The following is a 23,377-nucleotide window of genomic DNA, read 5'->3' as shown; positions in this document are numbered from 1 at the left end:
GGTTAAAAAAATGGGTTAAAAGCTTAAAAAATACGATTAATAGATAAATAGCATGCCATGTTTAATTAAACTCCGATGTAAAATGGAATGTAATGCTAGGGTATTTTTGTTGTGTCATTTGTAGCGAAAATGGGGAATCTGCCAAAAAGACTAATTGTCCGTGTTTGTCTTTGGCCAGGTAACGTTGTTTTACCCTAACAAATTCTTTGTATTCATCATTTTTGTCATCTTCGGCATCTACCCAGCAGGCTTTATGTACGTTTAGGTTTTCATAGGTACACTTGGCTCCATATTCGTGTTCCAATCTGTATTGAATCACTTCATATTGCAAGGCACCAACAGTACCAATTACTTTTCTGCCGTTCAATTCTAAGGTGAATAACTGTGCTACACCTTCGTCCATTAATTGGTCAATACCTTTAAATAGTTGTTTTGATTTTAAAGGATCGGCATTGTTAATGTATCTAAAATGTTCTGGAGAAAAACTAGGAATTCCTTTATAGTTTATGGTTTCCCCTTCAGTAAGAGTGTCCCCAATTTTAAAGTTACCTGTATCGTGTAAACCTACAATATCACCAGGGTATGAGACATCTACTATCTCCTTTTTTTCCGCAAAAAAGGCATTAGGGCTGGAGAACTTCATTTTTTTATTATTCCTAACGTGCAAATAGGGTTTGTTACGTTCAAACGTCCCTGAAACAATTTTTATAAAGGCCAAACGGTCCCTATGGTTTGGATCCATATTGGCATGAATCTTAAAAACAAAACCACTAAATTTATTTTCATCTGGTTTAACCAAGCGTTCTTCACTATGCTTAGCTCTTGGTTTTGGAGCTATTTCAACAAAGCAATCTAACAGTTCGCGAACACCAAAATTATTTAACGCCGAACCAAAAAATACGGGCTGTAGGTCACCATTCAAATAGGATTCTTTATCAAATTCGGGATAAATGCCTTCAACAAGTTCTATGTTTTCACGCAGAGCATCTGCTTGTGTATTTCCTATTAAACCGTCTAATGATTCAGATTGTAAATCTGAGATTTCAACGGTCTCTTCAATATTTTTTCTACTGTCGCCACTAAATAAGTTAACGTTCTTTTCCCAAATATTGTAAATCCCCTTAAAATCGTAGCCCATCCCAATAGGAAAACTAAGAGGGCAAACTGTTAGTCCTAGTTTCTGCTCCACTTCATCCAGTAAATCGAAAGCATCCTTACCTTCCCGGTCTAATTTATTTATAAAAACAATCATGGGTATGTTACGCATACGGCATACTTCCACTAATTTTTCGGTTTGTTCCTCAACCCCTTTGGCCACATCAATAACCACAATAACACTGTCTACAGCGGTGAGCGTTCTAAAGGTGTCTTCGGCAAAATCTTTGTGACCAGGAGTATCTAAAATATTTATTTTGGTGCCATTGTATTCAAAAGCCAAAACCGAAGTGGCAACAGATATACCACGTTGGCGCTCAATTTCCATAAAATCGCTCGTCGCTCCTTTCTTTATTTTATTGCTTTTTACAGCACCGGCTTCTTGTATGGCTCCACCAAAAAGCAGTAACTTTTCGGTTAAAGTAGTTTTTCCGGCATCTGGATGCGATATAATACCAAAGGTTCGTCGGCGTTGTATTTCTTTTAAAAAGCTCATGGTGTTGTTTTTATAATGGCTGCAAAGATACTCCATAATTTAGGAATTCATAATCCCAGTTTTTAGTTTTTAGGGCAAACATTGTAAATATTAATTTATACTTGGTATTTTTGTTTTCTATGGAAGAAGAAAAAGTGATTTTAGTAAACGAAAAAGATGAGCCAATAGGTTTAATGCCCAAAATGGAAGCCCATGAAAAGGCATTGTTGCACAGAGCCTTTTCTGTATTTGTTTTTAACGACAATAATGAATTGATGTTGCAGCAAAGAGCCTTAGGAAAATACCATTCACCAGGACTATGGACCAATACTTGCTGTAGCCATCAGCGTGAGGGAGAGACCAATATTGAGGCAGGAAAGAGACGTTTGCAGGAAGAAATGGGATTTGTAACCGAACTAGAAGACTCCATTTCATTTATCTACAAAGCTCCTTTCGATAATGGCTTAACAGAACATGAATACGACCATGTGCTCCTAGGCAAGTATAATGACATGCCTGTTATTAATAAAGAGGAGGTTGCCGATTGGAAATGGATGCCTTTGGAAGCGGTTAGGGAGGATATAAAAAAGCAACCAGGAATTTATACCGAATGGTTTAAAGTGATCTTCGATAAATTTTATGAATATATAAATGAATCCATCCATGAGGGTAAAAGTAAGTAGAAAGGCTCATTTTAATGCCGCACATAGGCTCTATAATGCTGATTGGACTGATGCTAGAAATGCTACTGTTTTTGGTAAATGTGCCAATCCTAACTATCATGGACATAATTATGAATTGATAGTAAGCGTTACAGGTGAAATTCATCCTGAAACGGGGTTTGTTATGGATATGAAAGTGTTGAAACATTTAATTGAAACTGAAGTCGAAGAGAAATTCGATCATAAAAATTTGAATGAAGAAGTTGAGGCCTTCAAAGATTTAAATCCAACAGCCGAAAATATAGTCGTAGTTATCTATAATAAAATAAAACCGCAAATTGATGCGCACTTGGATTTAGAGGTTACGCTTTACGAAACACCTCGTAATTTTGTTACTTACTCTGGGGAGTAGTCGTTTTTGCCCAAATCTGTCTGTCGTTATGCCAATTCACTAGCAATTGTAGAGCTTTACACTTGAATGATAATGTAGTGCCTTGGAAGTTTGTGATTTACTTTTTTAATTATTTCTATGGCGCGTACTTCATTGAATCAATTAAAATTGTCCTTCCTGTGTGGTCATAGACGTTTTCGAAGTGAAACTGCAAATTTCAGTAAAACAACTTCTTGTTTTTTGTTCACAAAAAGAAAGTAAATCGCTGCCCTAATTATAAGGGGATTAAAGCTTGGATAACCAAGAAATTCTTTATTTTTGCTGCGTAATTTAAAATACAAGAAACATGGCAAATGTACGCAACCTAAAAAAGGATATTAATTATGTTTTAGGTGATATTATTGAAGCAGTTTATGTTTGGGAATATGCAAACACAGATAAAGACACAAAGCAAAGTGAAGCTATTATAGATGAAGCTATTGAAACTTTTGATGAATTAATCGAAAAAGTAAATGCTAAAAATGTAGAGAACCCTAAAGCACATTTTAAAGCAATAAATCAAGAGCTTGAAACAAAAGGAAGAGCTTTAATTGAAAAGATTAATAAGTTAGGTTAAAAATTTTTAACGGACCAGTTGCAAATATAATTTTTGCTATTATATTTGCACCCGTTATTGCCTCCATAGCTCAGCTGGCTAGAGCAGCTGATTTGTAATCAGCAGGTCGTGGGTTCGAGTCCCTCTGGAGGCTCTTGAAATTTTGAAGAAGGAGTTAAGAGGAAGGCTTAGTTAAATGTAGAGGTTAAAGTGACTAGGGCGAGAAGTTTACCCTGAGCGTAGTCGAAGGGAGTCCCTCTGGAGGCTCTTGAAATTTTGAAGAAGGAGTTAAGAGGAAGGCTTAGTTAAATGTAGAGGTTAAAGTGACTAGGGCGAGAAGTTTACCCTGAGCGTAGTCGAAGGGAGTCCCTCTGGAGGCTCTTGAAATTTTGAAGAAGGAGTTAAGAGGAAGGCTTAGTTAAATGTAGTGTTAAAGTAACTAGGACGAGAAGTTTATCCTGAGCGAAGACGAAGGGAGTCCCTCTGGAGGCTCAAATAAGAGCCTCTCCATTTGGAGAGGTTTTTTTGTTAATTATTTGTCTTCTTTATCCTTTATTTCCTTAATAAAAGCATCCAATTTTTTTCCATACTTAGATGCTTTGACTTTTGGTGAAAGCGATTTGTTTATGGTATCTAAAAAGCTAAGCCTGGCATTATAGATTTCGGTTAGTGCCAAGTAAGGGGCTACTTCACTATCGCTATTATTTAGAGCAAAGTTAACCGTTTGTAAATACTTGCTCTTTATAATGTTATTTTGCTTTTTTTCGTAGTCGGCAAAGGCCAATGAGTCCCCATCTTTTTGTGCATCAAAACTTTCTTTGATCAAATCTAAATTCCTATGGTTTATTCGAGACATTAATAATTGGTAATTTTCATAAACCTTTTGTTGCTCAGAGCCTTTTATTTTAGCATCAAAAACAAAATGTTTAAGGGTTGTATGTATTTCAGTAATACCTTTATCGGCAAAAAAAGCAATTCTATCTTGTTCAGAGCTGTTCTTGTCTAAATATAAATAGAACATTTCGGGAGATTCCAATTGGCTTTTCAATTCAAATTGCGGCGTGCCGTTTACAATCACAGAGTCTACGGTTACCAAAGTAGTATCCTCAACTTTTCTTAAATAGACAGTGCCTTTTTTTAAGCCTTTAATGGTGGTTTTAACAATTAAATCAGGTTGTTCTTTGCCACAGGAAAGGGCAAATAACATTAAGAATGCAAGAGCTGTTTTTTTCATTTTTGAAAATTAAGTTAGAGGCGCAAATATCTTAAAAAAAATTAGAAATCAACCAGCAGAAGCAATTCTCATTAATTCTGCACAGAGCATGGCGCCATAGGTACCCACAACATAGCCAAAAACAGCCAATAAGGCGCCTACAGTAGCTAATGAGGAATGAAAGGCTGCTGCCACCACAGGTGCCGATGCGGCGCCTCCTACATTGGCTTGGCTACCAACGGCCAAGAAAAAGTAAGGTGCTTTTATTAGTTTCGCAATTAAAATCAATAAACCAGCATGGATGGTCATCCATACTAAACCAATCATGATCAGTCCAGGGTTTTCAAAGAGCTTGCTCAGGTCCATTTTCATACCAATTGTAGCAACCAATATGTAAATAAAGATGCTGCCTATTTTACTGGCACCGGCACCTTCATAATTTTTTGCTTTGGTAAATGAAAGTATAACGCCCAATAGGGTTGCTATGGAAATGAGCCAGAAAAACTGACTTCCAAAAGAAGACCACGGACTTTTAGGGTTGCTAACTGCTTCAAAATTATCGTTAAGAAAGATAGAGATGCTATCGGCGCTCCAATGGGCTATCCCCACAGTTACAAAGGCAAACGTAAGGATGACCATATAATCTGTAAGTGTTGGGTTGCGTTTTACGCTCTCTGCAAAGTTCTGCACTTTTTTCTGTAGCAAGTCAATTGCCGTATTGTCGGCACCTAACCATTTATCAATACGTTGTTTCTTGCCAATGCCTATTAGTAAAAAGGCCATCCAAATATTGGCCACTACAATATCCACGAGAACCATACCACCATATTTATCGGGGTTAAACTGATAGATTTCCAACATGGCAGCTTGATTGGCACCGCCACCAATCCAACTTCCGGCTAAGGTCGCCAAGCCTCGCCAAACCGCATCAAATCCTGCGCCTCCAACAGTTTCGGGAGAAAAAGTTGAAATAAGAAGAATGGCCAATGGCCCTCCTATAATGATGCCAACAGTTCCGGTGAGGAACATAACCAGTGCACGCCAACCTAAGTTAAAAACCGCTTTTAAATCGACACTAATAGTTAGAAGGACTAAAGAGGCTGGAAGTAAATAGCGGCTAGCTACAAAATAAGTTTTGGTTTCTTCGGGAGAAACAATTCCAAAAGAACTAAATATTGCTGGTAATAAATAACACATTAAAAGGCCTGGGACTATCTTGTAAAACTTGCTCCAAAATCCTGTTTTTTGAGATTCGGTAAAGAATACAAACCCCAAGCAGAGCATTAGAATTCCAAAAACAATAGCGTCGTTTGTAATTAATGGTGTATGTTCCATAGATAAGTTTAGGTTTATATCGCAAAATACCAAATACTTTAGGAATAAAAAAACGACTTTAAAAGTCGTCTTTCTATCTGTTTAGGAATGTAATTGGCTTTTTTTAGGCTTTTATTCACATTAAATCTAAATAATTTTGGTTGTTTTTTTAGTTTTTCAGTGTAAATATAGATTTGTATATTTTTTTAATACTCTGAAATACAATGGTTAAGATGTTTTTGTTACTTTTTTCAGAATTTTATATAAATAAAATCATTGTTTTTAAGTTTGGCATGATAGTTGTGTTTTAATGAGTATTACATTCTATAAAAAAGTTTATTGAGTGGTTACTTTAAACTTAAGACTGTAATTCATATTTTTGGTTGGTTAGTTAGTAAAAAAGCATCCTATTTTGGATGCTTTTTTTATGTGTCTTTTTGTAAGAATAGATTCGTTTTGGAAAAGATTAGTTATGTGCTAAAATAAATGTAGTGATGTGCCCTATAAGCGTTTTAGAAATTTTTCTATTAGGTTCGTTATAGGATTTAGAATTTTCAAGGTCGTCTCCAAGAATAGGGACAAGTACATGGTTCATTTTATCTATAATCTTTAATTGGGCCTTTGGTGCGGCTTCTTTTAGTTTATTGGCTTCGTTAGTGCTTACTTGTAAATCTTTAGAGCCGTTTATTATTAAAATTGGCATTTGCAATTCTTTAATGGCTTCTGTAGGTTCGTATTGCATCCAATTTATCATAAACGGTTGAATGTCTTTACTAAATACTGATGCTAAAGCTTGGGGATAGTCTTTTACCAACTTGCCATTCTTTAGGCGGTTAATTATAGTTTTGGACTCATTAGCAAACTGGGGAGCTGTTTTACTTATCTGTTCTATTAATACATCGCCTATGTTTTGACCTGCACCTGCTAAAGAAATAAACCCATCGGCCCTATCTTTTGATGCTAGCATACCAACCAAACTGCCTTGGCTGTGTCCTATAACATATATTTTATGATAGGTTTTAGTCGCATTAAAGTAGTTAATTACAGCTATGGCATCTTCAACAAAATAGTTAAATGTTAAATTGGGATCCAAGTAACCTTGTCTAATTTGTTTAACAATGCGTTTGTCGTACCTAAATGCTGAAATACCTTTTTCCGTTAGGGAGTGAGCCAATTTTTTAAGGGCATTGTTTTTTAAAAAATTCTGGTTGCCATCTCTATCAGTTGGGCCAGATCCGCCAATGATAATGGCTAAGCTATTGGTGCCATTGTTTGTTGGGATAGTTAATGCCCCTTCTACATGCTTATTAATTGTTATGTTTTTTTCCGTAAATAATTTGGCTTGTGAATAAAGTAAGCTTTGTATACTTAAGGTGAAAATTAATAATCTAAACTTCATTACTTGTTTTTTAGTAAATATACTTCAATTAATCACTAAATCTGTAACTGGTGAAATACCAATTTTAGTATTTACCCCAACCTTAAAATTCTAATTGAGTTTTAAGTTGTATACAAGTCAGATGTGTATTTCATCGATATTATTGTTTATTTCAACTTGAAATGTTAAAAAAATAAGTATTTCATCGATAAATAATGTTTTTTGTCGTTTCATTTGATTTATATTTTTACTTTTGAAGTGTACTAAATAACATACTTTTTAGTTCAATGGATTAATTAATTAATATTTGCATTATGTTGTTGATATAGAGACCCTAAATCTACTTCATGAAAAGAAGCAAATAAGAAAGGACCGAGTTTGAGGGAACTCGGTTTTTTTGTGCGCTAATGTTTCCAGTTGTTTATTTTCATAAATTAGCCTTATGAAGCGTTACTTTTTTTATTTGCTTTTATGTTTTAGAGCAATTTGTTTTGGGCAAATACCAGAGGGGTTTATTGATGTAAAGTCCGTTATTCCAGATTTAGAGATTGAGTTAAGGTATTTTGGTGCTAACAATTTTGTGGGTAGGCCAATAGAGGGGTATTATACCAATAAGTTAATATTAACAGAGCCCACAGCTGAAGCTTTAAGGCTAGTGCAGGAAGATTTAAGTCGTAATAATTTATGCTTAAAGGTGTATGATGGTTACCGTCCCCAAAGGGCGGTTAACAATTTTGTGTCTTGGGCACGCCAATTACATGATACAGTAAATAAAAGAGAGTTTTACCCCGGTGTTAAAAAACAACATTTGTTTAAAGAAGGGTATATTGCTTCCCAATCCGGACATAGTAGGGGCAGTACTGTAGATTTAACCATTATTGATGCGAATACAGGGGAACCATTGGATATGGGAAGTCCGTATGATTTTTTTGGTCCCATTTCTTGGGTAGATCATGAAGGGCTAACCAAAGCCCAAAAGGCTAACAGACAATTGCTACAACAGGTTATGAAGAAGTATGGGTTTAGAAATTACCCTAAAGAATGGTGGCATTTTACCTTGCGAAACGAACCTTATCCCAGTACGTATTTCGACTTTCCTATAGAGTAAGAAAGAGGTTGTCTAAAAAAAGTAATACTTTGTCAATTTGAATTTGTTTAAGGCTTTCTTGAGTATGAAAACTAATAAAATAAGATTCTGTAAAGATTTCAGAATGACAACTTTTCGTTCTTTTTAGACAACCTCTTAGCGTTTTTTGATTGATGGGATAGCTTATTCCTTATCTAGGTTTTTGGTCATATTGAAACCAATAAATAAAGCTAAGCCGGCCATTAAAAAAATAGTTCCAGGTTCTGCAATATCATCATCCATTCCCATCATAACCAGTAATCCTGATATAAATACTCCTAAGCCTATGCCCATAAGTAATAATGCAAGATTTAAAATAAGCACCTTCCAAATTGGTGCAGCGTGTTTTTTGCCGCTCAAAAAAATACTGGCATCAGCGCCTTTTTCAATAAGTGCTAGCCGTTCTTTGTTTCTTGTGGAAAAATAAAGATAGGCTATACCAAAAATAGCTAGAAATAAACTGATAGGGATTAATATCTCTTCCATAATTGTTTGTTTTTAATTGATTAATTTTAATGTGTTTACAGCCTTAGGACGACAGCTGTTTAATAGTGGTTACACTTTTTATTAAAAAATTTTAAATATAATTCGTAACCTATAACAAAAGGTAGTCGTCTTACATAAAAAATGACCACCAACGACCAATATTATATCGACCTAATTATTCAAGGCGATACCAGTGCATTTACAGTATTGGTAGATCGGTATAAGGACTTGGTGTTTACCTTAACCCTTAGAATGCTAAAAAATAGGGAAGAGGCCGAAGAAGTGGCGCAGGATACGTTTATAAAGGTGTTTAAGTCTTTAGGTAAGTTTAAAGGCGATTCTAAATTTTCAACTTGGATTTATAGAATAGCTTATAATACCTGTTTAGACCGATTAAAGAAAAACAAAAAGTTTATGAACCATGTCGCTATTAATGAATTTACCGAACAAGAGGTGAAGACAATTGATACGGCATTACAAAGTTTGGAACAACAAGAAAAGGAGCAAGCTATTAAGGATTGTATCGCTTTATTGCCCGGTGACGATAGTTTTTTGTTGTCCTTATATTATTACGAAGCCTTATCTTTGGAAGAGATAGCAAAAACTATGGGGTTAACACCCAATAATGTAAAAGTAAAGTTGTTTAGAAGTAGAAAAAAGTTAGCTACTATTTTAAAACAACGATTAGAACCAGAATTAATTGAATATTATGAACGGGAACGCCGATAAATATTTAGATGATTTAGCTAAAAAGGTGATAAATGAAAGTGTGGAGGAAAGCCCCTCTTTTAATTTTACCAATGCAGTGATGTCTAAAGTTGAAGCCTTAAATGAAAACAGAGTTATCGTTTACAAACCGTTAATATCTAAAACGGGGTGGGGCTTTATTGTGTTGGTATGTTTGGCAGTATTGTGTTATGCGTTATTTTCAGGAAATCCAACTGAGACACTAGTGTGGTTCGATAAAATAGATTTTAGTTTTGTATCGAATACGCTATCGGGTTTAAAGCTTTCTAAAACAGCAATGTATAGCATTGTCCTTTTTGGGTTTATGTTCTGTATACAAATCCCTATATTAAAACATCATTTCGATAAGCGGTTTGATGTTTAATTAAGTTAAAGAAAAGTTTTTAGTTTATTACGCTTTTTTTCAGGTAATGCATCGTTATCTACAATGGAGGCCAAAAGGTTTTTGTCTTTATGTTCGGCAAATAATAAGTGGTACATTTGGTAGGTGCTAAGGCTGTCTTTGGCTTGTTGTACTATAGTGAATTCGTCTCCAGATTTTACATGGCCTTCTTCTAAAACACGGATGTAGGTGCCGGGATAGCCATGGTCTATAAATTGCTTTAATACCTGCTGGGAGCCAAATTTTACACCTAATTTAAAACAGGGCTCCCTAGGTTGGGTGACTTGTATTAGAGCGCCTCCTACTTTATAAATGTCCCCAATTTGTATTTTAGTTTCATCCAATCCTTCAACCGTTAGGTTTTCCCCAAACATGCCCCATTGCCAATCTAATTGGGGGTATAGGCCTTTCCAGTAAGGGTACTGTTCTGCCGAAAACAGGTAACAGGCCTTAAACTCCCCACCATGGTACCTTCTGTCGGTTACTTCGTCATGTGCGACATCACTTTTGCCAAGGTAAATGGGCGATTGGGTTGGTGTTTTATAAATACCAGTAGTTACCTGTTTACCGCGCCAAACAATGGTTGTGGGCTTTGCGATGTTGGTGGAGATTACTTTCATGCCTTAGTTTGTTAGAAGTAAGCGAATTTATTTATTTATTCTAACAAACTCAAGTTTTTCAACATCTAAAAACATCTCAATATACAATGTGATTTTATTTTAGAAGGAGTGAACTATTTGTCGTTGTAAGGGCAAGATTGAAAATAATCCTGTAAATTAAATTTTCGATCTTCGAATGTTTCGTTTAAGATTTTAAAATGCTGTATCCTATCTATTCTAAAAGCTCTATAGTCGTTACGTAAATGGCACCAGGCGATTAATATCCATTTGCCATTGGTTGTATAGAAGGCATAGGGTTCAATTTTTCGAAATGAAATATTGTTGTCATTCGCTTTTTGGTAATTAATATCGATGTAATTAAAATTGGTGATGGCCAGTTGTATTTCAGATAGGGCATTGCTCGAAATGTCCTCGTAACTCGTATCAAAAACATGAATTTTACTATGTAACAATTCGCTTTTTTCTTGAATTGAGGTCTTGAAAACGGATTTAATTTTGGTAAGGGCCTCTTCAAAATCTGCAACAAAAGAAACGTCTTTGGTTTGCTTTACCAAATGTTGCGCTGTGATGAGGGCATTGGCCTGCTTTTCGGTAAATTGAACCGGGGGAACCGTATAGCCTTCCATTAGGGAGTAGCCACGACCATCAATGGAGGTAATGGGAACACCAGCTTCTTCTAATTTTCGAATGTCCCGGTAAATGGTCCTAACGCTTACCTCAAACTTTCTGGAAAGTTCGGAAGCTGTTAAAAGCCGCTTAGATTTTAGCAGCGTGAGTATCGATATGAGCCTGGATAATTGAGACATAAAAACAAAGATAGTGAACCGGAGTCCAATTCACTATCCTGGATTTAGGTTTAGATATTACATCATAGAGTGTAGTGCAATTCTATTGCCTTCGGTATCAGAAAACTGAGCAATAAACCCATTTTCACCAATACTGGTTTTGGGCATTATTATTTTTCCTCCACAGCGTTCTACACGAGATAGTGATAAGCCTAAATCGTTACCCCCATTAAGGTAAATTGTACATCCGTCGTGGGTTGGGGTTTGTCCTTCGGCCTCAATGATAGCGCCACCTACACCTTGATTTTCATTATCATAGGCAAAAACGCCATACTTCATGCTGCCTTCAGACATAGGATAATCTGTAATTTTAGTTCCTAAAACCGTTGCGTAAAATGTTTTTGCTCGGTTGTAATCTTTTACTGGAATTTCAAACCAGTTAACTGCATTTTTCATTTTTTAAATTGATTTATGTATTAAACTTATATGCAAAATTATACTGGTTAGTGTCGTAGGATGTCAGGGGTGTTTTTTGTTTTTAAAAATGTTTAAAAAAAAATAATCTGATGGTTCGTAATCTGTAATAAAAATAAATTTAACATTTTTAGGTCTTTGCCAGAGGTCATAAAAAAACCACCTTGTATAAACAAAGTGGTTTTAAATATATAGGATTCCTGCCTTCACTTAGAATGCTCAGCATAACAGGCAGGAATTTGTTACTTTATCATGTCGTAGCTACGCTTAATAAAGTTGGTCAATTCTTCACCTTTAAGTAAACCTTGCGACAAACGTGCTAAATCTAAACTCTGATTTATCAAGCGCTCTTGTTTCTTTTTGGTTTTGGTGTTTAGAATTTCGCTTACCAGTTCGTGGTTGGTATTCACTACCAAGTTGTACATTTCTGGCATGCCGCCCATGCCAAACATACCGCCACCGCCGGTTTGTTGCATTTCCTTCATACGGCGCATAAACTCGGGTTGGGTAATAATAAATGGCGATGCGTTACTGTCCATAGCTTCCAATTGCACCATGAATTTTTCAGAAGGAATAACTTCTTTCAGCAATTCGTCCAACGCCTTTTTCTGGTCGTCATCCAACTTAGAAATGGTAGTATCGTCCTTCTTGATTAAATTATCAATATGGTCGGCATCCACACGGGCAAAAGAAATCTTCTCTTTTGTGGTCTCCAGTTTTTGCATTAAATGCGTCACGATTGGAGAATCCAATAGCAATACTTCATACCCTTTGGCTTTAGCCGCTTCAATATAGCTGTGTTGAGCATCTTTATCGGCTGCATAAAGGATAACCAACTTGTCGTCCTTATCGGTTTGTTTGGCTTTAATCTTATTGTAAAGCTCTTCGTAAGTATAATACTTGCCATCAACCGTTGGGTATAGCGCAAAAGCGTCCGCTTTTTCAAAGAATTTTTCTTCAGAAAGCATACCGTATTCAATTACAATCTTAATGTCGTCCCATTTCTTTTCGAAATCCTCACGATTACTATTGAATAGTGATTTTAATTTATCGGCCACTTTACGGGTAATGTACGACGAAATCTTTTTAACGGCACCATCTGCCTGTAGGTAAGAACGTGATACGTTAAGCGGAATGTCTGGTGAATCGATTACCCCACGAAGCATAGTTAAGAATTCGGGAACGATACCTTCAACATTATCGGTTACAAATACTTGGTTTTGGTACAATTGAATACGATCCTTTTGAACGTTTAGATCGTTAGTCATTTTAGGGAAATACAAGATCCCCGTTAAGTTAAACGGGTAGTCTACATTTAAGTGGATATTGAACAACGGTTCTTCGAATTGCATAGGATACAATTCGCGGTAGAAACTCTTGTAATCTTCATCCTTTAAATCGGTAGGTTGTTTGGTCCATGCCGGATTAGGGTTGTTGATAATATCGTCAACAGTAATTTGTCTGTGAGGCTCTTTGGTCTCTTTACCGTCCTTGTCGGTTATGGTTTGAGGCTCGTGCTCAGGGTCGTTTATTTCCTTGGTTCCAAATTTAATAGGAATAGGCATAAACTTGTTATATTTCAACAGCAATTCCCTAATACGGGATTCTTCTAGGAATTCGGTTGAATCTTCAGCAATATGAAGGATGATTTCTGTACCTCTATCTTCTTTTGTTGCTGCTTCTAGAGTGAATTCTGGAGAACCATCACAGGTCCAATGGGCAGCAGGCTCATCTTTGTAAGACTTGGTAATGATCTCAACTTTGTTGGCTACCATAAACGCAGAGTAAAAACCTAGACCAAAATGACCAATAATACCTGCATCTTTAGCAGAATCTTTGTACTTGTCTAAAAACTCTTCTGCACCAGAAAAAGCAACTTCGTTAATGTACTTTTCTACTTCTTCTGCCGTCATGCCCAGACCTTGGTCAATAATATGGAGCTTTTTGCTTTCTTTGTCGATCTTTACTTCAATCTTCGGGTCGCCATACTCTACTTTGGCCTCACCTACATTGGTTAGGTGCTTTAACTTTAAAGTGGCGTCTGTAGCATTACTAATAAGCTCACGTAAAAAGATTTCGTGGTCGCTATATAAGAATTTTTTAATGAGGGGAAAGATGTTCTCTACCGATACATTAATGTTTCCTTTTGTCATGATAATTGTTTATTTTTCTTTTCTGCCAAAGCAGAAAACCATTTAACTTAAAATTTTAATTCGTTTCTAGTGCTTGGTCAAAAAAAGTACCAAGCCATTAAATGTGACAAACTGGCACGATTTTTTTTGCGAAAGGTAGGCACTTTGTGAGTTTATCAATAAAAGGCAGGGCGAACATTGCTTTTTGTAGCTGTTTTTTAGGGCAAATGGCAAGCCACCGCGCTTTACGCTATAGTTTTTTAAAATTCAAAAATTTTAAAAAAGCTGTCGCTCCAATCGCTTTTGCGGGGCTTTAATTGTTAGCTCAGTGCATGACACAAAATCCTGTGCTTTTTTTGACTATACCCTTCCGGCTTTAAACCCCTAAACGAGTTTAAAGACACTTTCCAAAGGGAAGGAGTTGTGATTATTAATCTGCTTTAACTCTCCTTCTTTTAAAGGAAGAGTGGCTTCATTCCAAGTAAACGGAATGAAGACGAGGTGGTTTAAAATTCCTTTAGCCCAAAATTTAAGAGGCTTATTTACCAATATAGCTTAGTGTTTGGTTTTAGAATTAGGGCCTTTGGATTTGTAATTTGATGCTTCTTTATTGGATTTTAGTGACAGTTATTGTACTTTGTATGATTCAAAATTAAGAGCTATGTATAATTCCAGGATAATAGGCTTAGGTAAATATGTCCCAGATAATGTGGTGACCAATAAGGAGTTGTCTAAGATGATGGATACCGACGATGCGTGGATACAAGAACGTACAGGTATAAAAGAACGCAGGTGGATTAAGGAGGGCAGTGAAGACACATCGGCGGTAATGGGAGTCAAAGCGGCTAAGATTGCAATCGAGCGCTCTGGACTAACAAAAGATGATATCGATTTTATTGTCTTTGCCACCTTAAGTCCAGACTATTATTTTCCAGGTTGTGGTGTGCAAATTCAGGATATGTTGGATATGCCAACTGTAGGGGCCTTGGATGTTAGAAACCAATGTTCTGGCTTTATATATGGTGTAGCTGTAGCCGATCAGTTTATAAAAACAGGAATGTATAAAAATGTATTGGTTATAGGTGCCGAATACCATTCTGGAGGTTTGGAAAAATCTACTAGAGGAAGAAGTGTGACGGTAATCTTTGGAGATGGGGCAGGAGCAGCCGTTTTAAGCAGAACGGAAGATAATGACAAAGGGATATTGTCGTCACACCTGCACTCTGAAGGGAAATATGCAGAAGAACTCATTGTGGCTGGTCCCAGTATTAAACACTGGGTGCCGGAAATATTGGAAGCTAACGATCCGGACGATACATCATATTACCCCTATATGAATGGTACCTTTGTGTTTAAGCATGCCGTTGTACGTTTTAGTGAGGCTATTGTAGAAGGCCTAGAAGCCAATCATTTGAATAAAGAAGATATTAACTTGTTAATTCCGCATCAAGCCAATCTAAGGATATCCCAGTTTATCCAGAAAAAGTTTGGTTTGCGAGATGACCAAGTGTTTAACAATATCCAAAAGTATGGAAATACTACAGCCGCTTCAGTAATTATAGCATTGACCGAAGCTTGGGAAGAAGGAAAAATAAAAGAGGGCGATATTGTTGTTTTGGCTGCCTTTGGAAGTGGATTTACTTGGGGAAGCGTGATAATGAAATGGTAACTGTAAGTAGTAATTAAAGTGAATAAATGATAAGGGATTTATGTTAGTTTGAGTGTGCCGATGTTTACTGTCGTTATGTATAGAAAACCTGTCTGCCATAGGCTGTCAAATAAACTTCTCAATAAAAGTACTTCTCGATACAAAGTTCTTCCAGAACTTCACTCGAAGAGACATTAGGGCTATCAAACCTTATTTATGCGAATTATTTATATAAATTTAAAAACCCGAAACGGCCGTTTCGGGTTTTTTAGCTATTAACCAACTCCAACTAACACTAAGATTTTGTGAAGTCTATTTATATAGACGTAAAAAACTGCAAAATATTGCAGCTTTAACAAAGTTTAACATAAAAAAACTCGGAATCTGAGATGCCCGAGTTTTTCAAATTTTAGTACTCTTTATCATACGAAATTTTTTACGTAGGTGACTAACTCTAAATAATTAATTTTCGTTTTGTACACCTATTTTAACGTACAATATTATTTTTTATTGTGTTGTTGAGAAAAAAAAATAAATTTATTTTATTATTTTCAGTTGGTTGACGGTGTTAAAACAAAAAGCTCCAAATTATTAGTTTGGAGCTTCTGTTCATTAACCTAAATTATACTAACCATCAACGATATAGGCTATTGAAGTTTTTATAGGAAACCACCGCTTCCGGATTTTACGTCATTATCTCTTCTTTTACGCGACTTGGCACGGTATTTTCCACCACCAAATCTGTAATTTAAACTAACACTCCACGTATTGCTTTCCCAATGGAAAGCACCTATTTGTCGGTATGGCCTTTGGCCATCGAAGCTAAACTTCATGGTATCAAAAACATCATTATAGTTGAAGCCAAAAGTAGCCCTGTTATCCTCAAGGAAACTATAGCGCATACCCAAATTGACAAAATACATGGGTTTTACATCAAATTGTAGGGTTCTGTTTTCACCTCTATAAAATCCAAATGCAGTAAATGTTAGTTTTTTGCTAACACTAAAATTATTGAACATTCTAAGGTTCCAAGCGACATTATCTACTTCGGTTACATTAGTTTCGATATCAGCAATAGTTGCATTTTCTATAAGTACACCATCTTTAATGTTTTCAGCGATCCCTTTTTGGGTTTGGGAATAAAAATCGAAACTACCATTCATGCTCCACCATTTAAAAGGTCTATAACTGCTTGAAACTTCTATCCCGTAAGCCGACGTTTTATCAAAGTTGTCATGGGTGAGGATAACACGACCGGAAGTAACATCGCTTCGGTCAATAAATAATACCCTGTTAATTTCATCGGATATTGCACGGTAGAATACCCCAGCAGTAACACTACCTTTTCTGTTGTTTAAGTTTCTGGTGTAATTCAATTCAAGGGAATTGGTGAATTGTGGTTCTAAGTCTTGCTTTCCATAGGAAGACACCAATGGGGTGCTCCATTCTTTAATGGGGTTTACTTGGCCAATACCTGGACGATCTACCCTACGGCTATAACTCAATTGATAGGAGTTTTTTTCAGAAGGAGAATAGGTTATAAACAAAGAAGGATATACTTGAAAATAATCATTATTAAATGGTATTTCTGTGATGGCATTGGTTACTACATCCTGCTGTAGGGCAATGGCATCAACATTAACATTCTCAAATCTTGCGCCTAATTGATAGGTCCATTTCTCCAGTTTTTTACTATATGTTGCGTAAGCTGAATAGATGTCACGAGTATAATCAAAATTAGTGCTAGGGGTGGGGACCAAGTTCCCAGATTCATTGTACGACTCACCTGTAGACGAATAGGCAATATCTGTGTTAAACAATCGGGCTTGTAAACCAAATTCTAATTTTGAGTTTTCGGTAAGCGGATTAACATAGTCTAAGTTAATAGTGGTATTGCTACGATCGGTTGTATTAAAATCGGTATAGTCGCTTAAAGGGCCTTGAATTTGATCAAAAAACACAGGGTTTTCACCTTCGTAGGTGTTATAGTCTACTTCCAGTTCAATATTATGGCCTTCCTTTTCAAAATCCAATTTATAATCGAAATTGTATTGCGATGAGGAGTTATCTCCAACATTTTTGAAAATCTGGTCTTGATTGAATGAATTGTCGTTGTAGAAAATGGCTGTTGTACGGCCAGACGTACTATTGTCGGTTATATTTTGATTGGTAAAAACAGAAATGGTGTTTTTGTCGTTTAAGTAAAAATCGACACCTACTTTGTACTGATGGTTTTTTCTTTGGTCTAAAAATTTAAAAAATTGCTCTGAGTTATTTTCGGGTCTATATACATTACCGTGATTTTTGTTTTTAGAAATGTTATTGCTGTAATTTCCAAAGAAGTTGAACTTTCCATTTCTATAGTTCATGTTTATGGAACTATTAAATTTTGGCATCCTTTCGTAGGTAAGGCTGGTGCTTAAATTACCATTAAAACCAACCATAGTGTTTTTGTGCAATACAATATTAATGATACCACTCATACCTTCGGGATTGTATTTGGCCGAAGGATTGGTAATCAATTCTATGGATTTAATAGCGGTGGATGGAATTTGTTTTAATAATTGAGCAGTGGGAATGGTTGATAGTTTTCCATCTACCATAACCTGTACATTGGAATTTCCGCGTAAACTAATGTCCCCTGTTTGGGCGTCAACACTAACCGATGGAATGCCTACCATAAGTTCAGATGCTGTACCTGTTGCAGCTAAGTCTTTTCCAATGGTAATTACTTTTCTGTCGACTTTTTGTTGGATAGTCGAGACTTCGGCAACAACAGTAACTTCATCTAAACCTTCAGCTTCTTCTTCTAAAAAGATATTGCCAAGATTTACCTTGTAATTGCCTTTGCCAATGGTGATATTTTTATTGATGGTTTTATATCCTATATATTGAATACTAACTATAATGTTGCCTTCGCTTATTTTTTTAATTTCGAAAGCCCCATCGTCATTAGTGATTCCTCCAGTTAAGGTGTCTCCATTTGCACTTGTAATGATTACATTTACATATGGTAAGGGTTGTTTAAGGTTGGCGTCTAATACAATTCCAGATATAGTACCGGTTTTATCAATGGGGTTTTCAGGATCGGGATTGTTTGCTAGTGCAATTACAGAATAAAGCATTGCACATAAAAAGAGTAGTTTTTTCATTGTTTTGTTGATAGGATTGTTTTGATTGATGTTTTAAATGTAGACGCAAAATGAAGGATTCTGTTACTATATTTGTGTTGTATTAACTTTTTTTTAACATATGAATAAAAAGACCTTGGTTTTTGGGGCTTCATTAAAGCCCAATAGGTATAGTAATTATGCTGTGCAGCGCTTGGTAGCCAATAAAGTAGAAGCAGTAGCTTTCGGTAAGAAAGAAGGTGAGATTAGTGGCATTAAAGTCCAGACCAAATTAATACCTTTTGAAAATGTGCATACAGTAACATTGTATATGAATCCTAAGCGGCAAAAGGAATATTACGATTACATCGTATCCTTAAAACCAAAACGTGTTATTTTTAATCCGGGAACAGAAAATCCAGAGTTTTATTCTATCTTACAAGAACAAGGTATTTCTTTTGAAGCCTCATGTACCTTGGTGTTGCTTGCTACGAATCAATATTAAGCCTATAAACGTTAACAAACCGTTTATAATTAAAATTTCGAAGCCAATTTGGTAGCCATTTAGCAGGTCAACAGAATAGGTGTTTATCAAATATGATATTATTGGAGCAATACAGGCAACTACCCAAACGAATCTGTCTTTTAATTGGGCTTTGGTAAAAATGCCAAAAGCAAATAATCCTAATAAAGGCCCATATGTATAACCAGCAGCTTTAAACAATTCCCAAATAACCGAAACATCTTTAAAGATAGTATCAAATAATACGATGACAATTACTAATACGATGCTTATAAAAATATGGGCACGTTTTCTAACCTTTTTTTGTGACGCTTTGGGCTTTTTGTCCAATTCAATAATATCAATGCAAAAAGAAGTGGTTAGGGATGTTAGTGCCGAGTCTGCGCTGGAATAAGCGGCGGCAATCAACCCTAGAAGAAAGAATGCAGAAGTCATTACACCAATTTCGGGCAACATGGCTATGGTTGGAAATAAATCGTCTTTTTTTGCTGTTATACCATGAGCATCTGCATATTGGGTAAGCATAAGCCCCAAAGCCAAGAACAGGATGTTAACAAAAATGAGTACGATACTAAAGGAAACCATATTTTTTTGGGCCTCTTTTAGGTTCTTGCAGGTTAGGTTTTTTTGCATCATATCTTGGTCAAGCCCTGTCATGGTAATAGTGATGAACATACCAGCTAAAAAACTTTTTATAAAGTATTGGGCATCATTAACATCATCCATAAAGAAGGTTTTGCTCATTGGGCTATCCTTAATGTTCGAATAGATGTCCTGTATGCTATTTAAATCTAATGCAGAAGCTAAAAAAACAATAGTAACCACTACAGAAATGAGCATGAAAAGGGTTTGAAGTGTATCGGTAAAAATAATAGTCTTAATACCTCCTCTAAATGTGTATAACCAAATTAAGGCTATGGTTATTATTACCGTAATTGTAAAAGGAATATGATATTGGTCAAAAATTAGAAGTTGGAGCACTTTAGCTACCAAAAACAACCTAAAGGCAGCACCAACAGTTCTGGAAACTAAAAAGGCGATGGAACCTGTTTTATAGCTTGTGTTTCCAAACCGGTCTCTTAAATAGGTGTAAATTGAGGTGAGATTTAATTTGTAGTAAATAGGCAGTAGGACATAGGCAATGATTAAATACCCAAAAAAATACCCAAATACCACTTGTAAGTATCCAAATTGTTTTGTTTCAACAGCTCCTGGAACCGATATGAACGTTACTCCCGAAAGCGAGGCGCCAATCATTCCAAAGGCGACTAAATACCAAGGAGCCGATTTGTTGGCCTTAAAAAAAGCATCGTTGGAATCTTCTTTTCCGGTGAAGTAGGATATTAGGATCAACACGCCAAAATAAGCAGCGATCAATACAATAATATGTGTGGCAGTCATAAGTAAAAGTTCAAGTTTTCAAAATACAACTATTAATTTTCAAAATCCAAAATTGATCTAGGTTTTATTTAAAAGGAACAATAAAATTAGTGAAATTAGTGTGTAAATAGTAATTTCGCAACATATGGATTTTTCATCTAAACTACTTGAAAATGCGGTTAGCGAAGTGGCGCAACTCCCTGGCATAGGGAAACGTACAGCGTTGCGGTTGGTTTTGCATATGCTTAGACAGCCTAAGGAGCAAACCTTAGCGCTTTCCAATGCGCTATTGGCCATGCGCAATGAGATTAAGTTTTGCAAATCCTGTAATAATATTAGCGATGGAGAGCTTTGCGAGATTTGTTCAAATGTAAATAGAAATGAACAAATAGTTTGTGTGGTAGAAGACGTTCGCGATGTCATGGCCATTGAAAACACAGGTTCTTTTAAAGGCTTGTACCATGTGTTGGGAGGAAAAATTTCTCCAATGGATGGGATTGGCCCCCATGATTTAAATATAGAACCTTTGGTTGCCAAGGTTAAAAGCGGCTTGGTAAAGGAGCTTATTTTTGCATTAAGTTCTACTATGGAAGGAGATACTACTAATTTCTACGTGTACAAACAGATACAAGATTGTGAAGTTACTATATCGACGATAGCACGGGGCATTTCGGTAGGTGATGAATTGGAGTATGCCGATGAAATCACCCTGGGTAGAAGCATTTTAAACCGAGTTCCGTTTGAGTCGTCGTTGAAACTTTAGCTCGCCTTTTAAATATGAATGGTCAAATAGCTGTATTGCTCCCACATTATAATAACTATAGCGGTTTACAGTTAACCTTAGAGTCGCTTCTCAATGAGACAGAAGGTTTTACTTTGTTTATTATTGACGACGGCAGTGATGCGTTAGATAGCGTAAAACAAATCGTTAAGAATTTTAATAATTGTTTAGATGTTCTTTTGCTTGTTAATGGAGTTAATTTAGGGATTGTAAAGACACTTAATAAAGGATTGGAGCATATTATTGGTTTAAACAGGTATGACTTTATAGCAAGGATAGACGCTGGCGATATTTGTTTAAGTAACAGATTTAAACAACAAAAGGAAGTACTGACAAATAGTAAAGATGTTGGCTTGGTAGGAAGTTGGGTTAGGTTTGTTGATATAGAAAGACATAAACAGTTTGATTTTAAACCACCTGCTTATCATAAAAGGCTAAAGCAGGTGATACATTTGTATAATCCGTTTGTACATTCAGCAGTCATGTATAGGGTTGAGGTTGTAAAGGAGGTAGGTGTTTATTCAGAGGATTATCCCGCTTTAGAAGATCATGCTTATTTTTTTAATATTTTAAAAAACTATAAGGCAACAAACATTACAAAAATTTTAATGGAATGTGAGATGACATCTAAAGGCGTGTCCACAAAAAACAGAAAAGCTCAAACAAAAAGCAGGATAAAATTATTATTAAACGAATATAATTTTACTATCATTGCAACTATTGGAGTTCTTAGGGCTCTAATAACATTTATTATGCCCCAGTCTTTTTTAATCTTGTTGAAGAAAAAAGTCTTTTATAAGTGAAAGTAAAAACACTTAATAACTCTGGTTTTCAGGAAGAACTAGATGCGCTGTCTGCAAAAATAGATATCGACCCAGATATCGTAGTGCAAATAGAAAATGCTGGAGCTCATTTGGGAAATCTGCTTAAGGCAAAAAATAAGTTTAGTAAAACAGATTTTTACTCTGTTAGAATTCAAAGAAGGAGAGAGCAAATAAAGCAAAATGCTATTTTTAGAGTATTACTAAGGATTTTACCATATTCAATTTTAAATTATTTAAGAAGGTATGAGTCTAAAAAAGCTTTGGCTTCAATAAGCAAAATGAATTTAGATGAATTATCTAAACTAACCGTTAAGATAAATGCAGCTCCAAGTATTGAGATTGAAAATATATTGATTGTTGATGATGCTATAGATACTGGAAGGACTATGCATTTAGTGAAAAATAATTTAGAGGAACAGTTTCCAGAAGCCAATATTAAAATAGCCGTTTTATCATGGACTTTGGAGGAATCAATTATTAAACCAGATTTCTATATATTCAAGAATGTTTTAGTTAGATTTCCGTGGTCAAAGGATTATAAAGGAAAAGATTTTGAACAATAAAGTTTTAGTGATTGATTTGGATGGAACCCTCTATGCTACCAATACGTTTCATCAGTTTGTTAAATACTTGTTAACGCGTAGTGCCAAGAGTTTAGATTTATTGTTGACTTTTCGAATATTACTATTTATGACTTTTAGGATGTTAAAGATTATAAGTCATTCTAGGTTGAAATACAATGTTTTAGGTTCAATAAAGAATAAGTCTTATCTGGATAATGTTGAATTTGTTGAGAGTATTGGAGGGTACAAAAGAGATATTTCTAAGTTGTACAATGAAGAATACAATTTGAAGATTTTAGCCACAGCGGCCCCTGCTTGCTATTCAAAAATAATTGCTAAGGATCATAAATTCGATGCCTGCATAGCTACGGAAAACCCATATTCTAGACATTTATTAAGATTTGAAAATTCTAAAGAAAATAAAAAGAAAAATGTTGTAAGTTATTTAAAAACTAAAGGATTAGGCACCATCGATCTTTTTATAACAGATCACATTGATGATTTATCATTGATTAAAATATCAAAAAAGAACATTATTATTAATCCAGATAAGCATTTTGAAAAAACATTGCAATCTCTTGATATTCAATATGAAGTTGTGAGGTGTGACTAA

The 23,377-nt window shown here is 35.5% G+C and carries 23 protein-coding genes and 1 tRNA gene; 13 read left to right on the top strand and 11 right to left on the bottom strand.

The window, feature by feature from the left end; all coding sequences use genetic code 11:
• Positions 1-61 precede the first annotated feature (61 nt).
• Positions 62-1,651, bottom strand: a complete 1,590-nt coding sequence (locus MR062_RS14865) for a peptide chain release factor 3 (RefSeq protein ID WP_242205678.1) — start codon at positions 1,649-1,651, stop codon at positions 62-64.
• Positions 1,652-1,770: 119 nt separating this feature from the next.
• Here MR062_RS14865 and idi point away from each other — a divergent pair, with 119 nt between their 5' ends.
• The 4 genes from idi (at position 1,771) to MR062_RS14845 (ending at position 3,432) form a co-directional block, all read left to right on the top strand.
• Positions 1,771-2,313 carry an isopentenyl-diphosphate Delta-isomerase gene (gene idi / locus MR062_RS14860; protein WP_242205675.1) on the top strand — a complete coding sequence of 181 codons (543 nt, stop codon included), beginning with the start codon at positions 1,771-1,773 and terminating at the stop codon, positions 2,311-2,313.
• Entirely contained in the window at positions 2,294-2,704 is a 411-nt protein-coding gene (locus MR062_RS14855) for a 6-pyruvoyl trahydropterin synthase family protein (protein WP_242205674.1), read from the top strand. Before idi ends, MR062_RS14855 begins: the two co-directional genes overlap by 20 nt.
• Positions 2,705-3,029: 325 nt before the next feature.
• Entirely contained in the window at positions 3,030-3,299 is a 270-nt protein-coding gene (locus MR062_RS14850) for a hypothetical protein (protein WP_242205672.1), read from the top strand.
• 59 nt (positions 3,300-3,358) lie between these two features.
• A tRNA-Thr gene (locus MR062_RS14845) sits at positions 3,359-3,432 on the top strand.
• A 378-nt stretch (positions 3,433-3,810) separates the two neighbouring features.
• Here the strand turns inward: MR062_RS14845 and MR062_RS14840 are convergent.
• The 3 genes from MR062_RS14840 to MR062_RS14830 form a co-directional block, all read right to left on the bottom strand.
• Positions 3,811-4,512, bottom strand: coding sequence for a DUF4369 domain-containing protein (locus MR062_RS14840; RefSeq protein ID WP_242205670.1), 702 nt, complete (start codon positions 4,510-4,512; stop codon positions 3,811-3,813).
• A 48-nt stretch (positions 4,513-4,560) separates the two neighbouring features.
• Entirely contained in the window at positions 4,561-5,826 is a 1,266-nt protein-coding gene (locus MR062_RS14835; RefSeq protein ID WP_242205668.1) for a DUF819 family protein, read from the bottom strand.
• 445 nt (positions 5,827-6,271) lie between these two features.
• A complete protein-coding gene (locus MR062_RS14830) occupies positions 6,272-7,204 on the bottom strand; it encodes an alpha/beta hydrolase (RefSeq protein ID WP_242205666.1) in 933 nt (310 codons plus the stop codon).
• A 421-nt stretch (positions 7,205-7,625) separates the two neighbouring features.
• Between MR062_RS14830 and MR062_RS14825 the strand changes: the two genes are divergently transcribed.
• Positions 7,626-8,291 carry a M15 family metallopeptidase gene (locus MR062_RS14825; RefSeq protein WP_242205665.1) on the top strand — a complete coding sequence of 222 codons (666 nt, stop codon included), beginning with the start codon at positions 7,626-7,628 and terminating at the stop codon, positions 8,289-8,291.
• Positions 8,292-8,453: 162 nt separating this feature from the next.
• Here the strand turns inward: MR062_RS14825 and MR062_RS14820 are convergent, their stop codons facing one another.
• A complete protein-coding gene (locus MR062_RS14820) occupies positions 8,454-8,795 on the bottom strand; it encodes a DUF6249 domain-containing protein (RefSeq protein WP_242205662.1) in 342 nt (113 codons plus the stop codon).
• Between the two features lie 141 nt (positions 8,796-8,936).
• Between MR062_RS14820 and MR062_RS14815 the strand changes: the two genes are divergently transcribed.
• Together MR062_RS14815 and MR062_RS14810 are read left to right on the top strand one after the other, a co-directional pair.
• Positions 8,937-9,524 (top strand): RNA polymerase sigma factor, encoded by a 588-nt coding sequence (locus tag MR062_RS14815; RefSeq protein WP_242205660.1) that lies wholly within the window; start codon positions 8,937-8,939, stop codon positions 9,522-9,524.
• The gene (locus MR062_RS14810) at positions 9,505-9,906 is read left to right on the top strand and encodes a hypothetical protein (protein WP_242205658.1); all 402 of its coding nucleotides are present in this window, start codon (positions 9,505-9,507) and stop codon (positions 9,904-9,906) included. Before MR062_RS14815 ends, MR062_RS14810 begins: the two co-directional genes overlap by 20 nt.
• A gap of 5 nt (positions 9,907-9,911) precedes the next feature.
• On the opposite strand, the gene MR062_RS14805 is transcribed toward MR062_RS14810, so the two are convergent.
• From MR062_RS14805 to htpG, 4 genes are all read right to left on the bottom strand, one after another.
• Positions 9,912-10,544, bottom strand: a complete 633-nt coding sequence (locus MR062_RS14805; RefSeq protein WP_242205656.1) for an MOSC domain-containing protein — start codon at positions 10,542-10,544, stop codon at positions 9,912-9,914.
• A gap of 113 nt (positions 10,545-10,657) precedes the next feature.
• A complete protein-coding gene (locus MR062_RS14800; protein ID WP_242205654.1) occupies positions 10,658-11,350 on the bottom strand; it encodes a helix-turn-helix transcriptional regulator in 693 nt (230 codons plus the stop codon).
• Positions 11,351-11,407: 57 nt separating this feature from the next.
• Positions 11,408-11,785: a VOC family protein gene (locus tag MR062_RS14795; protein WP_242205652.1), complete on the bottom strand. Its 378-nt coding sequence runs from the start codon at positions 11,783-11,785 to the stop codon at positions 11,408-11,410.
• A gap of 260 nt (positions 11,786-12,045) precedes the next feature.
• Entirely contained in the window at positions 12,046-13,956 is a 1,911-nt protein-coding gene (gene htpG, locus MR062_RS14790) for a molecular chaperone HtpG (protein WP_242205650.1), read from the bottom strand.
• Positions 13,957-14,596: 640 nt separating this feature from the next.
• Between htpG and MR062_RS14785 the strand changes: the two genes are divergently transcribed.
• On the top strand, positions 14,597-15,604 hold the full coding sequence (locus MR062_RS14785; protein WP_242205648.1) for a 3-oxoacyl-ACP synthase III family protein: 1,008 nt from the start codon (positions 14,597-14,599) through the stop codon (positions 15,602-15,604).
• A gap of 638 nt (positions 15,605-16,242) precedes the next feature.
• Here MR062_RS14785 and MR062_RS14780 read toward each other — a convergent pair.
• Positions 16,243-18,735, bottom strand: coding sequence for a TonB-dependent receptor domain-containing protein (locus MR062_RS14780; RefSeq protein WP_242205646.1), 2,493 nt, complete (start codon positions 18,733-18,735; stop codon positions 16,243-16,245).
• 100 nt (positions 18,736-18,835) lie between these two features.
• On the opposite strand from MR062_RS14780, the gene MR062_RS14775 reads away from it, so the two are divergent.
• A complete protein-coding gene (locus MR062_RS14775; protein WP_242205644.1) occupies positions 18,836-19,198 on the top strand; it encodes a CoA-binding protein in 363 nt (120 codons plus the stop codon).
• Here the strand turns inward: MR062_RS14775 and MR062_RS14770 are convergent.
• Positions 19,160-20,617: a sodium:solute symporter gene (locus MR062_RS14770; protein ID WP_242205642.1), complete on the bottom strand. Its 1,458-nt coding sequence runs from the start codon at positions 20,615-20,617 to the stop codon at positions 19,160-19,162. The two genes, MR062_RS14775 and MR062_RS14770, sit on opposite strands and share 39 nt — an antisense overlap.
• A gap of 124 nt (positions 20,618-20,741) precedes the next feature.
• Between MR062_RS14770 and recR the strand changes: the two genes are divergently transcribed.
• The 4 genes from recR to MR062_RS14750 are packed head-to-tail and all read left to right on the top strand — an operon-like array spanning position 20,742 to position 23,377.
• Entirely contained in the window at positions 20,742-21,359 is a 618-nt protein-coding gene (gene recR, locus MR062_RS14765; protein ID WP_242205639.1) for a recombination mediator RecR, read from the top strand.
• Between the two features lie 14 nt (positions 21,360-21,373).
• Positions 21,374-22,180: a glycosyltransferase gene (locus tag MR062_RS14760; RefSeq protein ID WP_242205637.1), complete on the top strand. Its 807-nt coding sequence runs from the start codon at positions 21,374-21,376 to the stop codon at positions 22,178-22,180.
• The gene (locus MR062_RS14755) at positions 22,177-22,764 is read left to right on the top strand and encodes a phosphoribosyltransferase (protein WP_242205635.1); all 588 of its coding nucleotides are present in this window, start codon (positions 22,177-22,179) and stop codon (positions 22,762-22,764) included. Before MR062_RS14760 ends, MR062_RS14755 begins: the two co-directional genes overlap by 4 nt.
• Entirely contained in the window at positions 22,754-23,377 is a 624-nt protein-coding gene (locus MR062_RS14750) for an HAD family hydrolase (RefSeq protein ID WP_242205633.1), read from the top strand. Before MR062_RS14755 ends, MR062_RS14750 begins: the two co-directional genes overlap by 11 nt.

Source organism: Aestuariivivens insulae (assembly GCF_022662195.1).
GTDB lineage: Bacteria > Bacteroidota > Bacteroidia > Flavobacteriales > Flavobacteriaceae > Aestuariivivens > Aestuariivivens insulae.
This window is presented reverse-complemented; position numbering and strand designations above follow the sequence as displayed.

Coding starts and splice junctions, on each gene's coding strand:
- MR062_RS14865 (WP_242205678.1), bottom strand. CDS start 1,651: ATGAGCTTTTTAAAAGAAATACAACGCCGACGAACCTTTGGTATTATA.
- idi (WP_242205675.1), top strand. CDS start 1,771: ATGGAAGAAGAAAAAGTGATTTTAGTAAACGAAAAAGATGAGCCAATA.
- MR062_RS14855 (WP_242205674.1), top strand. CDS start 2,294: ATGAGGGTAAAAGTAAGTAGAAAGGCTCATTTTAATGCCGCACATAGG.
- MR062_RS14850 (WP_242205672.1), top strand. CDS start 3,030: ATGGCAAATGTACGCAACCTAAAAAAGGATATTAATTATGTTTTAGGT.
- MR062_RS14840 (WP_242205670.1), bottom strand. CDS start 4,512: ATGAAAAAAACAGCTCTTGCATTCTTAATGTTATTTGCCCTTTCCTGT.
- MR062_RS14835 (WP_242205668.1), bottom strand. CDS start 5,826: ATGGAACATACACCATTAATTACAAACGACGCTATTGTTTTTGGAATT.
- MR062_RS14830 (WP_242205666.1), bottom strand. CDS start 7,204: ATGAAGTTTAGATTATTAATTTTCACCTTAAGTATACAAAGCTTACTT.
- MR062_RS14825 (WP_242205665.1), top strand. CDS start 7,626: ATGAAGCGTTACTTTTTTTATTTGCTTTTATGTTTTAGAGCAATTTGT.
- MR062_RS14820 (WP_242205662.1), bottom strand. CDS start 8,795: ATGGAAGAGATATTAATCCCTATCAGTTTATTTCTAGCTATTTTTGGT.
- MR062_RS14815 (WP_242205660.1), top strand. CDS start 8,937: ATGACCACCAACGACCAATATTATATCGACCTAATTATTCAAGGCGAT.
- MR062_RS14810 (WP_242205658.1), top strand. CDS start 9,505: ATGAACGGGAACGCCGATAAATATTTAGATGATTTAGCTAAAAAGGTG.
- MR062_RS14805 (WP_242205656.1), bottom strand. CDS start 10,544: ATGAAAGTAATCTCCACCAACATCGCAAAGCCCACAACCATTGTTTGG.
- MR062_RS14800 (WP_242205654.1), bottom strand. CDS start 11,350: ATGTCTCAATTATCCAGGCTCATATCGATACTCACGCTGCTAAAATCT.
- MR062_RS14795 (WP_242205652.1), bottom strand. CDS start 11,785: ATGAAAAATGCAGTTAACTGGTTTGAAATTCCAGTAAAAGATTACAAC.
- htpG (WP_242205650.1), bottom strand. CDS start 13,956: ATGACAAAAGGAAACATTAATGTATCGGTAGAGAACATCTTTCCCCTC.
- MR062_RS14785 (WP_242205648.1), top strand. CDS start 14,597: ATGTATAATTCCAGGATAATAGGCTTAGGTAAATATGTCCCAGATAAT.
- MR062_RS14780 (WP_242205646.1), bottom strand. CDS start 18,735: ATGAAAAAACTACTCTTTTTATGTGCAATGCTTTATTCTGTAATTGCA.
- MR062_RS14775 (WP_242205644.1), top strand. CDS start 18,836: ATGAATAAAAAGACCTTGGTTTTTGGGGCTTCATTAAAGCCCAATAGG.
- MR062_RS14770 (WP_242205642.1), bottom strand. CDS start 20,617: ATGACTGCCACACATATTATTGTATTGATCGCTGCTTATTTTGGCGTG.
- recR (WP_242205639.1), top strand. CDS start 20,742: ATGGATTTTTCATCTAAACTACTTGAAAATGCGGTTAGCGAAGTGGCG.
- MR062_RS14760 (WP_242205637.1), top strand. CDS start 21,374: ATGAATGGTCAAATAGCTGTATTGCTCCCACATTATAATAACTATAGC.